Source organism: Alteromonas sp. H39 (assembly GCF_047556435.1).
Classification (GTDB): Bacteria; Pseudomonadota; Gammaproteobacteria; order Enterobacterales; family Alteromonadaceae; genus Alteromonas.
In genome coordinates, this window is the sequence record NZ_CP180210.1 from 1,854,332 (window position 1) to 1,868,798 (window position 14,467).

12 protein-coding genes are annotated in these 14,467 nt (G+C 50.8%); 5 read left to right on the plus strand and 7 right to left on the minus strand.

Going from position 1 to position 14,467, the window contains the following annotated elements:
* Positions 1 to 30: 30 nt before the first annotated feature.
* On the minus strand, positions 31 to 945 hold the full coding sequence (locus tag ACLBLI_RS08200) for a DUF2785 domain-containing protein (protein WP_414830602.1): 915 nt from the start codon (positions 943 to 945) through the stop codon (positions 31 to 33).
* Between the two features lie 368 nt (positions 946 to 1,313).
* Between ACLBLI_RS08200 and ACLBLI_RS08205 the strand changes: the two genes are divergently transcribed.
* The gene (locus ACLBLI_RS08205) at positions 1,314 to 1,892 is read left to right on the plus strand and encodes a hypothetical protein (protein WP_414830603.1); all 579 of its coding nucleotides are present in this window, start codon (positions 1,314 to 1,316) and stop codon (positions 1,890 to 1,892) included.
* 3 nt (positions 1,893 to 1,895) lie between these two features.
* On the opposite strand, the gene ybaK is transcribed toward ACLBLI_RS08205, so the two are convergent.
* Entirely contained in the window at positions 1,896 to 2,366 is a 471-nt protein-coding gene (ybaK, locus tag ACLBLI_RS08210; RefSeq protein ID WP_414830604.1) for a Cys-tRNA(Pro) deacylase, read from the minus strand.
* Positions 2,363 to 4,663: a penicillin acylase family protein gene (locus ACLBLI_RS08215; protein WP_414830605.1), complete on the minus strand. Its 2,301-nt coding sequence runs from the start codon at positions 4,661 to 4,663 to the stop codon at positions 2,363 to 2,365. The genes ybaK and ACLBLI_RS08215 overlap by 4 nt, the downstream gene beginning before the upstream one ends.
* 72 nt (positions 4,664 to 4,735) lie before the next feature.
* Between ACLBLI_RS08215 and nagZ the strand changes: the two genes are divergently transcribed.
* The 3 genes from nagZ to ACLBLI_RS08230 all read left to right on the plus strand — a co-directional run bounded on the left by nagZ (position 4,736) and on the right by ACLBLI_RS08230 (position 7,711).
* Complete coding sequence (gene nagZ, locus ACLBLI_RS08220; RefSeq protein WP_414830606.1) at positions 4,736 to 5,728, plus strand: beta-N-acetylhexosaminidase; 993 nt, start codon at positions 4,736 to 4,738, stop codon at positions 5,726 to 5,728.
* The gene (locus ACLBLI_RS08225; RefSeq protein WP_414830607.1) at positions 5,721 to 7,091 is read left to right on the plus strand and encodes an SLC13 family permease; all 1,371 of its coding nucleotides are present in this window, start codon (positions 5,721 to 5,723) and stop codon (positions 7,089 to 7,091) included. Before nagZ ends, ACLBLI_RS08225 begins: the two co-directional genes overlap by 8 nt.
* A 164-nt stretch (positions 7,092 to 7,255) precedes the next feature.
* Positions 7,256 to 7,711: a DUF3859 domain-containing protein gene (locus ACLBLI_RS08230; protein WP_414830608.1), complete on the plus strand. Its 456-nt coding sequence runs from the start codon at positions 7,256 to 7,258 to the stop codon at positions 7,709 to 7,711.
* A 117-nt stretch (positions 7,712 to 7,828) separates the two neighbouring features.
* On the opposite strand, the gene ACLBLI_RS08235 is transcribed toward ACLBLI_RS08230, so the two are convergent.
* Positions 7,829 to 8,227 (minus strand): winged helix-turn-helix domain-containing protein, encoded by a 399-nt coding sequence (locus ACLBLI_RS08235; RefSeq protein WP_414830609.1) that lies wholly within the window; start codon positions 8,225 to 8,227, stop codon positions 7,829 to 7,831.
* Between the two features lie 324 nt (positions 8,228 to 8,551).
* Between ACLBLI_RS08235 and ACLBLI_RS08240 the strand changes: the two genes are divergently transcribed.
* Complete coding sequence (locus tag ACLBLI_RS08240; RefSeq protein ID WP_414830610.1) at positions 8,552 to 8,926, plus strand: DUF3718 domain-containing protein; 375 nt, start codon at positions 8,552 to 8,554, stop codon at positions 8,924 to 8,926.
* 119 nt (positions 8,927 to 9,045) lie between these two features.
* On the opposite strand, the gene ACLBLI_RS08245 is transcribed toward ACLBLI_RS08240, so the two are convergent.
* The 3 genes from ACLBLI_RS08245 to mfd are packed head-to-tail and all read right to left on the minus strand — an operon-like array spanning position 9,046 to position 14,452.
* A complete protein-coding gene (locus ACLBLI_RS08245; RefSeq protein ID WP_414830611.1) occupies positions 9,046 to 9,561 on the minus strand; it encodes a cob(I)yrinic acid a,c-diamide adenosyltransferase in 516 nt (171 codons plus the stop codon).
* Positions 9,558 to 10,961: a CsiV family protein gene (locus ACLBLI_RS08250; RefSeq protein ID WP_414830612.1), complete on the minus strand. Its 1,404-nt coding sequence runs from the start codon at positions 10,959 to 10,961 to the stop codon at positions 9,558 to 9,560. Before ACLBLI_RS08250 ends, ACLBLI_RS08245 begins: the two co-directional genes overlap by 4 nt.
* A complete protein-coding gene (gene mfd / locus ACLBLI_RS08255; protein WP_414830613.1) occupies positions 10,961 to 14,452 on the minus strand; it encodes a transcription-repair coupling factor in 3,492 nt (1,163 codons plus the stop codon). The genes ACLBLI_RS08250 and mfd overlap by 1 nt, the downstream gene beginning before the upstream one ends.
* Between the last annotated feature and the right edge of the window lie 15 nt (positions 14,453 to 14,467).

Here is a 14,467-nt window from a genome sequence, read left to right on the forward strand (position 1 = left end):
CGCGTTTTTTTCTGTCGCTAGCATCCCTGGCTAGCGAATGCTTCTTGCAATCTTTGCGATTTCCGGTGTTAACGTTTCAAGGCGCGTATCATTCTGATACACAGTCTGTGTAACCAGGCTCGTAAAGAATGCGCGCTTATTATGCAGATAGTTCAAACCAGCCCGGCTTTGATAGGTGTCAGTCCAGTTCGGATAGCGTGGTGCAGAATTGCCGTGCTCACGCATTATGTCTTTCCAGTCATTTACATTCACTTCTTCACGCAGCATCAGGTAGGCGATGGCTCGCGCCATGCGGTAAGGTTCTCCATCGGTCAGCGCCGGGGCGTTCTGCGGTGAGATGTGCTGCAGCAACACAGATGCAGACTGCTTTATCTGGGAGTGGGTTAATGCAGGGTTCAGCGCCAGTTGTAAAATGACATCTGCCGCGTGGGCCAGACCATGTCGCCAGCCAACCTGTTCACTAAAACCGCGATAATCTGTTTGTTTATCCAAATAGGATGAGACCGTGTCAATAGCCTGCTGACGGTGTGCGTTTGTGAATACGGGAAAAATACGATCTGTGCGTATGACCTCGCTATAAACCAGAAGGGCGAAGGGCAAAAAAACCTTGTGAGGATCGTTAACATGGGTTGCGATATCCGTTGAAAGGCGCTCGAACAGTGCCAGCAATATCGGCTGAGATGGCGTAGCCTGACGAAGCAACACGGAAAACCCCTGATAGCCGATGTCATCTCTTAGTGTTGGATCAGGTGAGGCCAGACAGGCATATAGGCGGTTCACCAGTTCCGTAGTCTCAGCCTCTGACTCAGCGAACGCTGTGGAAATGTATTGCTGCCAGCGCTGTTCGTCAAAGTCCTGGCTGACGCAGTACTTGTGATCCGGTACGGCTGAAACGCTAAAGCTTGTAAGCAAGAACACCAACGCAATAAAGTGAAACTGGCGCATAATAAACTCATTGAAACGAAATAATAAACAGCATTGCAGATATACAGAGTGATTGCACCGTAATTACGATTAAATGCTGGCATTTCGTTTTAGTCACCGGGGCAGAAAAACCGATTATGGTGCGTTCTTACAGACAATGCTGGCGTCGTTCAGGTGAAAATGGTGGTGTGAGTGGCGCGCCAGGTTCTGGCGTCCTGCGGTGTGTCAGATAGCTCTGATATGACTTGTCGGTCAGCTAAGCTTTTGCGACGACAAGGGCCGGTTTCCCGACGCGTTTGATATGGTATCCTTATCACGCATAAGCCGCAGTATGACTGAGCTTCATATTGACGGCTTTCAATTTTATCAAAAACCTTTACGGGAGAGTTATGAAAGGGGTCATTGCCGTTCTTGTGGTTGTTGCGCTGGCAGTTGCAGGCTGGTTTATCTATTTGTCGCAGAATTCTTCCAGTGAGGAAAATACACAGGTGCCGGTTATTACGGTGATGGAAATTTTGCATGCATCCGACCTGCAGGAAGGCATTAAGGATGCAGTTAGCGAGAACGACCAGCAAGCGATCAACGACTGGTTAGACAAAGCTCGCCACGTCGGTGAACAAGCCGCCCTTTCTGACAGTGACACCGCCTACCTGGCCTCTGAGCAGGCAAGAGAATACGTCATTTTTAACGCGAAGCGGGCATTATTTAACGAGAAATTCGAAACCCGCTATCTGAATTTACGTGGCATAGATGATCTCAAGCAAGCCTACCCGGAGGCACGGGATCTGTTCCCACGAGCGGAAACGCTGCTGCAGAAACGTGATGACATTATCGAGCGAATTGCACAGACGCTGGCAGGCACAGAGGCACCAGATGAGGAGCATATCCGTGAAGCGCAAACGATGTGGAAAGCACGTTACCTTGAGCGACAGCAGGAACCGCCAGCGTCTGACACAGATGCCGGGTAGGGATTAGGTTTCGGTTACCGGTGCCGCTTTCGCTTTGGACAATGACATCAGATCCTGGGGGCTTATCGCAATTTCGAGTCCCCTTCGCCCCCCGCTGACGTAACATACCGTATAGCCTACTGCACTGACATCTATCACTGTCGTTAGTTGTTTTTTCTGACCCAACGGACTGACACCTCCCATGATATAACCGGTTGCCGCGGTCACCTTAGCCGGATCAGCCATTGTCGCTTTTTTAACACCGCATGCTTTTGCCATTTTTTTCAGACTTAGCCTTGCAGTCACTGGGATCAGAGCCACTGCTAGACTGCCATTATCCAGCTCAGTCACCAGTGTTTTGAATACCTGTGAGGCTGGCAGTGAAAGCTTTTCAACGGCTTCCATCCCGAACGCCTGGCAACTGGCGTCATGGTGATACTCAAGAAGTTCGAACGTCACCCGACGTTTGTTTAGCAGCGTTACTGCCGGCGTCATTGGTTCTCCTTCGGACTGAACGTACGGATATATTGTGCATCTCCGGGAAGGAGTGGCGTTGATTGGCCTGCGGTATATTCTTCAAAACCTGCCCGATAATAAGGAGACAGGGGATGCCCTGACTGACCACCCGGTAATGTGAGGATCGCCTTGTCCAAAGCGCCGGGACGAACAAAAAAGCGTTCGGAAGCCCCAAAGGCAGGTGCCTGCACAGCTGGCATGTAGCTGTCACCAAAACCTGCGGTCACGTTCATGTTCAGCATGTCTCCGAGTAACGGGATTTGGCCGGAAAATGGATGTCTGATGCGAAGAGCGTTGACATTACCCCACGTCGCGTTTTCCAGTGTATTATCCGGGCTCTCTTCTTCCAGTATCCGTGGTTTAGCGTTTTGGTATGCCTGGAGCATAAAGTGTTGCCAGGTAGTTGCACTGTTGGGTAACCAACTGTCCGGCTGTTGGCGAAGCAGCTGCCATAACGCCGGCTCTACACCACGAAGCAGCGGCCCCACTGGTGTTCCCTGCTTTTCCAGCACGGAGAGAACCGGAGACAGCAAATCTTGCATGACCTGAGAGCGAAACCGGCGCACTAAGGTGTAACCAACAGAGTCCGGACAGGCGCAGGCTCCCCAGTTCTCAAGCAACGATATGTCTTTGGCAAATTCGCCACGGTTTGCCTGTATTGTGGTAAGGAGCAAGCGATGCCATGGCATCAAAAAGCGGGCTTCATTATCCAGTTGAATGCGGTAAAAGTCCTGCTCGCTGAATGTCTCTCTGTCCAGCAGCCGGTCCCGGATTTGCACCGCACGTGCGCCAAGCGCATATCCGCCATCGCCAAAGCGGGGTAAATCATTGGCAGCGATGACTCTGGCATTCGCGGTCCATAACCGGCCCAGTGGCGGATTCATAACCACAGGAACATCGGATTCAGAAGTCGCCCATTTTTCATCAACCATATCAGGTGTAATGGCGGTGTTACTGGGCAGGGTTCTACCTGACACCGCTCCAGCGGGTGTCCAGGCAAGATTGCCCGCCGTGTCTACAGCAACCATATTCTGTACTGGCATCCCCATGGTCGGAGCGATTTCAACAGCAGACTCAACCTGCTTCGCCAGATCCAGATCCATTACCCTCAGGTTGACCGCATATGGCTGATGCGCGACCCATTGCAATGCATACTGCTGGTTATTGAGGCTTCTTACCGGACCCCATTCACTCATCGTAATCGAATAGGGTTCCTGGGTATCGGAAAGTGCGATCGGGCTGTTAATGGTCTGCGTGGGCGCATCTTTTGGCAACCGTATCCAGTCAACATTATCCAGGTTTGCATTGGTAAAACCCCACGCGATATGACCATTTGTACCTACCACGACACCGGGAAGACCTGGCAGCGATACGCCGGTAATGCTGACGTTTTCGCCGTCTCTGTAATACCGTAATTGTGTGCGGTACCAGATAATGGGGACCCGTAACCCCAAGTGCATATCGTTGGCCAGCATGGCGCCATTGCCGGTAGTAAGCTCACCGCTGACAGCCCAGTTATTGCTGCCAATATCCCACGGGGGACGGGATACCATCGCAGTGGATTGCTGTCTAATGGCATCGGGCAGGGTAGGGATTTCCGCTCTGCCTATGGGCACACGGCTACCATCCAGTGCCGCCTGATATTGCGAAGGCTGGGTCAGAAAGCGAAGCATATCCATGCCGAACGTATCTTTTAGCGCAGTGCGGGCAAGATCCAAATCAACCTGACCAAGCTGTAAATCCATGTACATGCTGTACACTACCAGAATACTGTCACTGGGCTGCCAGGCACGGGGTTCAAATCCGGTGACGAGGTACTCGAACGGAAGTGCCGACATCTCCGCAATGGCAGCATTCACTCCCTTTGCGTATTGTTCAAGTAACTGTTTCTGATAGACCGGGAGTTGGTCAAAAGTATCTGTGGCGCGCGTGCCAAATTGGTGAAAGCGCGCTCGCTTATCAACGTCGACGGCCATGCTGCCAACCCACTCAGATAATTCGCCAGATGCCGCCCGGCGTTGCAAATCCATTTGAAACAAGCGGTCCTGTGCGTGCGCAAATCCCAGTGCATAGGCTGCATCAACCCGGTTGTCAGCAGTAATTATCGCCTGTCCCATGGCATCGCGACTCAGCGTGACTTTGGCACTGACGGCTGTAGTCGTGGTGTCGCCGGTTAACTCCGGCAAACTCATACGTAGTATGCTGTAAGCCACTATGCCTGCGATACAGACAAGCGCAATAGCGCTTAAAACCAACCACTTAATCCAATTTAGCACGTGTATTACTCCGCTTTTTTTTCTATCCTACCTATTCTCAATGACGAATAGAAGACAGGAAGCGAGACTACGATGGGACCCTTGATGCTGGATTGCCGGGACGCGCTGTTGCTACCCGAAGAGCGTGAAAAACTAGCGCATCCTAATGCCGGCGGCGTAATTTTGTTTTCCCGGAACTATCATGACAAACAGCAGCTTCGCGAATTAGTAAGATCCATTCGTGAGGCGGCAGGTAAACCGGTGCTTATCGCTGTGGACCATGAAGGTGGCAGGGTGCAGCGTTTCCGAGAGGGCTTTACGCGTCTCCCAGCCATGGGCGAAATTCAGTCGATGACGTCCTCGCCGGAAGAAGCCGCAGCGATAGCCCGGTGTTGTGGTGTAATCACTGCATCAGAATTAAAAGCAGTGGATATAGATTTCAGTTTTGCTCCGGTGCTGGATATTAATGGGATATCCCGCGTCATTGGCGACAGAGCTTTTGCCGACAATGCCAAAGACGTGATTACGCTCGCGTCTGCATTTATTGCCGGGCTGCATGATTGCAACATGCCTGCGGTGGGCAAACACTTCCCAGGTCACGGGAGTGTAGCGCCTGATTCTCATGTCGATTTGCCAGTGGATGACCGCTCACTGTATGACATCGAACGTACCGATATGGTGGTGTTCCAGAAACTTGTCACTCAGGGTAAGCTGGACGGCATTATGCCTGCTCACGTCATCTATTCTGAGGTCGACAACGCGCCTGCCGGCTTCTCTCCTGTCTGGCTACAGCAGATATTAAAGCAACAGGTTGGCTTTAAAGGCGCTATTTTTTCAGATGATTTGTCTATGCATGGTGCCAGTGTCGCGGGTGATTATGTTTCCCGTGCGCGACAGGCGCTAAGGGCAGGCTGTGATATGGTACTGGCCTGTAATAATGTGGCCGGGGCGGAATCCATTCTTGATAATCTGGCGTTCGCAGAACAGGCGTCCTCTGCACTAACGGCTTTCAGTGGCCGGACATTACCCGATAGTGCCCCTGCACACTATCAGCAAGCATGCAGGAGTCTCGCAGTCTATGGATAAGGTGAAGCCGCAGTTTATGCTGCTAGCGGCAATTATCGCGATGGCTACCGCAGCAGGCTTTGCGATTGCGGGATTGCCACTACCAATGACGCTTAGCGCAGCAATTACGGCTTTAGTTGCAACCCTTTGGGTTACCGAGGCGCTGCCGATTGCGGTAACATCGCTGATCCCTTTTTTCGCATTTCCTGCAGTAGGCGTACTTGACTATCCTGAGGCTGCGGCGGCGCTGGGAAATCATGTGATCGTATTATTGATGGGGGCGTTTATGCTCTCAAAGGCGTTGGAAAAATCTGGCGTTCACAGGCGCCTGGCAGTTTACATGATTAGTGCTACGGGGGCTTCCAGTGCCCGTCGTCTGGTGTTTGGCTTTATGATTACCTCAGCGCTACTGAGCATGTGGATTTCGAATACTGCAACCGCGCTCATGTTGTTGCCCATTGCGCTTGCGATTATTGGCGCGATGAATTCACCCGCGCTGGCATCAGCAATTTTGCTGGGTATTGCCTATGCTGCGAGTGTAGGGGGCGTTGGCACGCCAATAGGCACGCCACCAAATATCATTTTTATGAGTGTGTATCAGCAGACCACGGGAACGGAGATCAGTTTTCTTAACTGGATGAAAACTGGCATACCCATTGTTATCCTTGGTATCCCGGTCATGGCGCTGTGGTTAACGCGTAAACTGTCGGTGCTGCCAGCACTGACCTTACCTGAAGCGGGAAACTGGGCGCCTGCAGAAAAGTGGGTATTGTCGGTGTTTGGTGTTATTGCTCTGGCATGGATATTTCGTCCTTACTGGACAACATGGCTGGGAATGCCGTTTGTTGGCGACAGCACGATTGCATTGGCTGGTGTGGTGTTGATGTGCATACTTCCAGACGGCGACAAGACACAACCTGGCCGTTTGCTTGACTGGAAAACAGCTGAAACTATTCCGTGGGGAATGTTGCTGGTGTTTGCAGGAGGCATTTGTCTGGCAGACGCGTTTACTGCCTCGGGACTGAGCGAGCTAATGGGGGAAGGCCTGCGTGGTTTGTCTGTCTTGCCGTTACTGCTGCTGGTCCTTAGTTTGTGTCTGGTAGTAAGCTTTGTCACTGAAATCACCTCGAATACCGCGACCGCTACATTACTTATGCCAATTCTTGCCAGTGCGGCTATCGCCATTGAGGTAGACCCCGTTGTCCTTATGATGCCAGCCGCAATCAGTGCCAGTTGCGCTTTCATGATGCCGGTAGCTACCCCTACAAACGCCATCGTTTATGGTAGCGGGAAGTTAACAATAAGCCATATGGCGCAAGAAGGCGCAATCCTGAATGTTATCATGGCCATCATTATCACCGGGGTGGTGTTATTAACACGGTAAAGGTAGGGAACGGGTAACGGCGACACCTTATTACCTGTGTTACGGCAATGCTGCCTGCTTTTCAGCAGCAAGACGGTCATAATATTTATTTGTATGACAATAGAGTGTGGCAGGGATCTCTGTTACCATTTTGCTATTTTCAATAGCGGAATTAAGAGAGGCGCATGGCAAAGCAAAAGCCGCAAATTGAAGTTGTGAGTTACGGCGTATACCGGCATTGGGACGCTACATCGAAGACACTGCCTAAAATTCAGCAATTCACCTTAGTTGTTCCCGCCCAACTGGATATTGAGTTCGGCTTTATTGTTAATATCAAGAAAGCCAAGAACAGTAAAATCCGGTATTGCATCTACCATCCCGACATACCGGATGATAATGGCGAGCCTATGGCGCCCTTTGACGGCGAGGAATATGTCCGCAGCAATGACTGGGACTTTTATCTTGGTGACACCTTGTGGGACCCGATAGAAAACAAAGTTGGCGACTGGAGAATGACAATTGAGCTTAACGGCGAGGTTGTCGTGGAGAAAACTTTTTCCATCGAAGAAGCGTTACCGTTTGACGGGGCACAGTTCTGGAACAAGCACAGGGGAAAGCGAAAAGCCATTGGCCGGGGATAACGACCTTCGGTTATGTCCCAGCAGTTCAAGGGGACATTACCCATTGCAGCAGGATGATGCCATCAGTGTTTTACGCGCAAAATAAGCGCTCGCCATAACTGAAAAGACTTGTTGTTCTTAGAACAGAGAAAATAATGAGGCCAGCACAATCCAGCGCCTGGCAGAGACCGTCATATCATCTGAAACATCAGTCCCGGTGAGACGGTATCCGATTCCTGGTAAGGTTTCGATGACAAAAGGGTGCGGAGTTTCGACCTGGCTCAGTTGTTTTCGTAACCGGCAAATCGCGTGATTAATGACATCATCAGATACCACGTCATGGCCCCATATCTGAAACCGGATTTCGTCGCGGGTGAGGATATGCTGCTCCGTCTTTAAAAAGAGCGACAGTAACGCCGCCGAATGCTTGCTCAAATGCCAGGCATGCGTGTGGTTTTTATCCGTAATTTCTCTGGTCTGGGCGTCATAACGTATCGGCGTCAAGCCATTCTGCAGCGTTTCTTGTCGTGCATCCATGAACGGCTACCTGTATATACGATTCAATGTCATTATTATAGTTTGTCAACAGCCATCCTGGGATGAAAATGTTATTTCGATTCGGACTTTCACTGCGTTTTTAGAACATAAGTGAACGCTGCACTGAATTGATGCAGATAACATGACGGTAAATGGCGTTTAGCGGTATGACAACCCTCTGACATGACGATGTCATATTTAATTCAGGCTTTTGTCATCGCACTTTTCACACGTTTTCATACAATTCTCCCCGTTCATGAAAGTGTTTCCGATACTCCCCAGTCAGGTTGATATCGCAGCACTTTCTCTAATAAGGAGCGAACAATGAAAACAAAATTAATAATTCTAGCAGGTGTAGTAGCAGGAACAGTAATGGGCTCAAGTCAGGCCTTTGCAATGGATAGTTATCTGGAACAAACACTGGTGAGTTTCTGTGAGTCAACAATGAATAACGATCGCCTGCAGTTAGATCGCGATATCAGAAAGCATCGTTTTGATCACAAAACGGTGGCCACAAAAGTGATGTGCAATGGACAAACTATCATGGCATTCGCTAAGCAGTACAATGCCGAACGCACGTTTGCTGCATTTGAAAATCGCATGCCTGCCAGCTTGCGACCGGTGACAGAAATTAAGGACATAACCGTGGCATCGGCTGACGAACAGAAATGGTATGTTACGGTTGATACCGGACATTAATACAGCAGAATCGCTGTGCCTGATTAATGTCTGCTTTTGTACAGAACAACAAAAAGCGGCGCAAAGACAGCGCCGCTTTTTTTGCTCAGCTGATAACGTAAGCAATGTAGCCGCTGCTCTCAGACTTCAGAGGGCGTGATACCCGATTGATGATTCAGATATACTGCCAGCGTATATAAATAATCGGACAACCGGTTCAAATAAGCGGTGACGGCACCGGGCACGGCATGTTGACTGGCCAGCCGGGTTAAGGTGCGCTCTGCGCGCCGACAAACGGTTCGGCAAATATGACTTTGTGCAGCCGCTGGTGCCCCCCCGGGCAACACAAACCGGGTTTGTGCTGGCAGCGATGCGCTCATACTGTCAATCGCCTGTTCCAGTTCGGTGACGTCTGCTTCACATAAGGTAGAGGAGGCAGAAATTGCAAAGCCAGCTTGAAACAGCTTTCGCTGAATGGTTTCCAGAAATGCGGCGATATCATTCTCGCAAAGCGTCACGAGCAAGCCGATATGACTGTTCAGCTCATCAATGTCACCGTAGGTTTCCAGCAAAACATCGTCTTTGGTCACCCGCAACGGTTCTTTTGCATAAACCTGCGTGGCCCCATTGTCGCCTTTACGTGTGTAAATCTTCATTGCGGTGTTGAACTCTCTTGCTGAACAGGGCGTTCGTAGCGACGAATTTCTACTACCATACCGAACAGCGGATGATCAAAATAATGCAATTGATTGCTGATCACGCGTCGTAGTTGTTTAAACGGAACTGACACCAGTTTATATTCTGGTTGATCTGGTGCAGTCGAGGACAATTTTGCAGTAACCGGCACAGGCTGGCGATAAAACATTTCGCTGTCGATATGCAGGTATGGTACGCGGTTTATATATTTCAAAAACACTTTCATATAGCCGTCAAGCTGCCATATTGGTGTGTCGGTGTCCGCCATCGGCCGCGTATCTTCCAGACCTGTGACATTGTCTTTTCCTGCCTGTAACTGTAACAGGCGAGCAAGTGGTACCGTTTGAGGCGCAGCCAGGCGGGCATTAAGATCAGCAAAAAACGTATCTTCGGTCAGGGTTCTTAGCGCCTCTTCTTGCTGAACTTCCAGTAGTGGTGCAGGTGTGTCCATTTCCGGTGGTATCGCATATCCGTCCAGCGTGAAGCGCTGCGCATAATTCTGACCGGCATATAGTCTGACCGAAGATGCAGTGTCCTGGCCAAACCGGACCTGCTGACGCCACGTAACATGCAGCAGGCGGGTGAGGTCGCGGTTTCTTCTGATTTGTTCAGAGAGTTTTTCCAGCTCCTGTGCATTGGCAGAAAGCAGGTGGGCCTGGTTGGCACGCGGCCAGTCATGGCCGCTTAATTCAATGGGAATAGCCTCTGGTGCAGGCAAACGATTATCCGGACGGTAACGCTTCCAGCCTGAGTCAGAGTACGCTAACCACGGCATTATTTCCTCGCAATAGCGAAAACGGGGTACTGACACCTGACGGACATCATTGATGCCACTGAACTCTACCCAGTAACCGGCGATCTCGGCTTCGCTTGGCAACAATGCACCTTCTGGCGTCGCGGCATCGGGTCGGGTGTTCAAGGTAGTCACAGCATCTGACAGTGCAGGCTGTCGCTGAGCGGAGTATTCTGCTGAACGCTCAGCGTTGATCTGACCAGAGCTATCAGTATTACCGCCATTTTCTTGCGTTTGTTGCCATTGCTGATATGTCCGCACAATGTCATCGACAGAGGGCGCAGGGCGCCACAATGGCGCATCGCTGCCATCACATTTAGCCAGATTTTGCTTTATCCAGCTGATATCCGGACGAATGATGTTACCTATAACATCAATATCCGCAGCGTAGGGGCTAACATCTTTTGCAAATTCAAAAGTCTCTTGTAACTGCGTGAGGGCCACGTTTCTGTCAAATACGATGACTTCTACGTCAAACCACCAGTCATCTTCGGCCTGAGCCGGCGAGGCTGATAAGGCAAACGCTGCGAGCAGCAAACCTTTACCAACACGGGGGAAGCTAAACATTAACGCGACTCCTTGGCAAAATCGGCGATGATATCGCCGGCCAGCGCCAGCCTGTCTTTGGCGCTGTCTGTTTGCGATACGATTCGTAATTTCTGACTACCTTCAAACCGGAACGTTTTCGGCTTGGTCTGGACAAGTTGAATAATATACCCCGGATCGATCGGAGTAGATTCTTTAAACTCTATGGTGCCACCCTGAGCAGACAAATCAATCTTCATAATGCCCAGTGACTTTGCTTTCAGTTTGAGTTCCGCAACGCTAATCAGGTTTTTCGCCGCATCAGGCAATAAACCGAAGCGATCTATACATTCTACCTGAAACTCATCTATATCATCCTGTTTTTCACAGGATGCCAGTCGCTTATACAGCGACAGGCGGGTATTGAGGTCAGCGATGTAGTCCTCCGGTAATAGCGCGGGTATTTTCAGGTCGACCTCTGTTTGCGCAGACAACGCATCATCCAGTGACGGTTCTCTGCCTTCTTTTAAGGCAGTAACGGCCTGGTCTAGCATGTCCATATACAAGCTGAAACCGATGCTGGCAATCTGTCCGGACTGATCATCACCCAGTAGTTCGCCGGCACCACGAATTTCCAGATCGTGTGTAGCGAGGGCAAATCCCGCTCCCAGATCTTCCAGTTGAGAGATGGCGTCCAGGCGTTTTACGGCATCCCGTGTCATACGTTTGGGGTGAGGCGTTAATAAATACGCGTATGCCTGATGGTGTGAGCGACCGACCCGTCCGCGCAACTGGTGCAACTGCGCCAGTCCGAGATGATCTGCACGGTCCATAATAATGGTATTTGCACTGGGAACATCGATACCGGTTTCGATAATTGTGGTGCACACCAGCACGTTGTAGCGTTGATGGTAGAAGTCACTCATTACGCTTTCAAGATCCCGTTCCCGCATCTGGCCGTGGCCAATTGCTATACGGGCCTCCGGCACAATTTCGCCGATTTCTTCTGCTGTGCGGTCGATGGTTTCTACTTCATTGTGCAGAAAATACACCTGACCACCGCGCAGAATTTCACGCATAATGGCTTCCCGAATAATGGCCTTGTTGCGTTGTTGCACAAAGGTCTTAATTGACAGCCGGCGAGCTGGCGCAGTAGCGATGATCGACAGGTCGCGCATACCGGACAGCGCCATATTCAGGGTACGTGGAATGGGCGTTGCGGTGAGTGTCAGAATGTCTACATCGGCACGCAGCGATTTGAGCTTCTCTTTCTGACGCACGCCAAAACGGTGTTCTTCATCGATTATCACCAGCCCTAAGTCATTAAACTTAATGTCGCTGGATAACAGCTTGTGTGTACCCACCACAATGTCTACCTGACCTTCTGTGATGCCCTCAATTACGGATTTCTGCGCTTTAGCACTGACGAACCGGCTCATCACTTCAATACGAAATGGCCAGTCTGCGAATCGGTCTTTGAAATTTTCATAGTGCTGCTGCGCGAGCAGGGTAGTGGGTACCAGTATGGCAACCTGCTTACCCTGATTGGCCGCCAGAAATGCAGCGCGCATGGCGACTTCGGTTTTGCCGAAGCCGACATCACCACATACCAGTCGGTCCATTGCCTGTGGGCTGCCCATGTCCTGGATGACGGCATTGATGGCCTGCATCTGATCCGGTGTTTCCTCAAACGGAAAACTGTCAGCGAAGCTTTGGTATTCTTCCCAGTTAATCGGGTAGGCAAAGCCGGGTTTCGCGGCACGGCGGGCATACACATCGAGTAATTCGGCAGCCACATCCCGTACTTTTTCGGCCGCTTTTTGTTTGGCTTTGCTCCAGGTATCGTTGCCCAGTGAATTGATTGGCGCATGATCGGTGTCCCCGCCGGTATAGCGGGAAATCAGGTGTAGCGATGATACCGGTACATATAATTTTGCCTGTTTGGCGTACTCAATACACAGGTATTCCGTGGTAACGCCGCCTGCATCCAGGGTTTGTAGCCCCAGGTAGCGGCCTACGCCATGATCCAGATGCACCACTGGCTGGCCAATAGACAGTTCTGCCAGGTTGCGGATAATGGCGCTTTCATCGGTATGAGTGCGCTTTTCACGAAGCCGTCGCTGACTGACCTTGTGGCCGAGTAGCTCGGTCTCGGTGATAAACAACAGTTCGCCTTCCTGGCTCTGCCAGCGGAAGCTGTGTTCTACCATCCCAATACCGATGCCTATACTATCGTGAGACTGTAAAAACTGATTAAAGTCCGGCGCCGGTTTGGGTTTGATACCGGCCTTGCCCAGAATGCCCAGCAGGCTTTCACGACGTCCCTGAGACTCGGCGCAAAATAATACACGGGCACCGCGCTCACTGGCCGCTTTCATGGTGTTTAACAGACGCTCTGCCGGCTGCTTCTTCTGTGTGTTAATACCGATGTCATCGAGCTTGTCACAACCCAGATTATGGTAACCGGCTTTCTCTTCCAGTATCTCTTTGGATAGTGTGACCCTTGGCCACTGCTTGATCCGGGCAAAGAGTTCTTCGATAGGGAGAAAAACCTGTGCGGGCGGCAACAACGGGCGTGCGGGATTATAGCGATGTTGTTCGTAACGCTCTGCCACATCAGCCCAGAAAAACTCACTGGCGTCTTTAATATCACCATGCAGCATGACGAGAGAGTCAGTGTGCAAGTAATCAAACAGCGATGCAGTTTGTTCAAAAAACAGTGGCAGGTAGTACTCTACACCACTTGGCATTGTGCCTTTACTGACCTGATAAAACACCGATTCTTTTGCATTGCTGGCGTCAAACTGATCCAGAAATTGCTGACGAAATAAGGAGATGGCGTCTTTATCAGTAGGAAATTCTCGCGCGGGTAATAACCGGATTTCATTGACGGTTTCGCCGGAGCGCTGGGTGTCAGTGTCAAAGTAGCGAATGGTGTCGATTTCATCGTCGAATAAGTCGATGCGAAAAGGCTTATCACTGCCCATCGGATAAAGGTCGATAATACTGCCACGAATCGAAAATTCGCTGTGACTCATTACCTGACTCACGTGCAGATAGCCAGCCTGCTCCAGGTTTCTGCGAAACTGGTCTCGATCCAGCGTGTCGCCTTTGTTCAACATCAGCAGGTACTTCGCCAGATAATCTGTCGGCGCGAGACGCTGCATTAATGTATTTACCGGAACAATGAAGATGCCGTCACGTTGCTGGGTAAAGCGAAAAAGTGTTTCCAGACGCTGAGATACAATATCCTGGTGGGGCGAGAAGCTGTCGTAGGGAAGGGTTTCCCAGTCGGGGAACAAGGTTACCTGCGCCGATTCTCCTTCAAGGAAAAAAGCCAGTTCCCGTTCGAGCTTGAGTGCGGACGGTGTATCCGCCGTTACCAGAACTACCGGCCCCCGATGTTGCTTAACGGCATGGCCAATCGCCAGAGCGCTGCTGCTGCCGTGTAATTGTCCCCAGTGCTGATGGTCCTGCGCACCCGTGTTTGATTTTTGCTTCGGTAGTGGCAAAGAGAGAATTGTGGCTGTCATGTCACCCTGAAAATG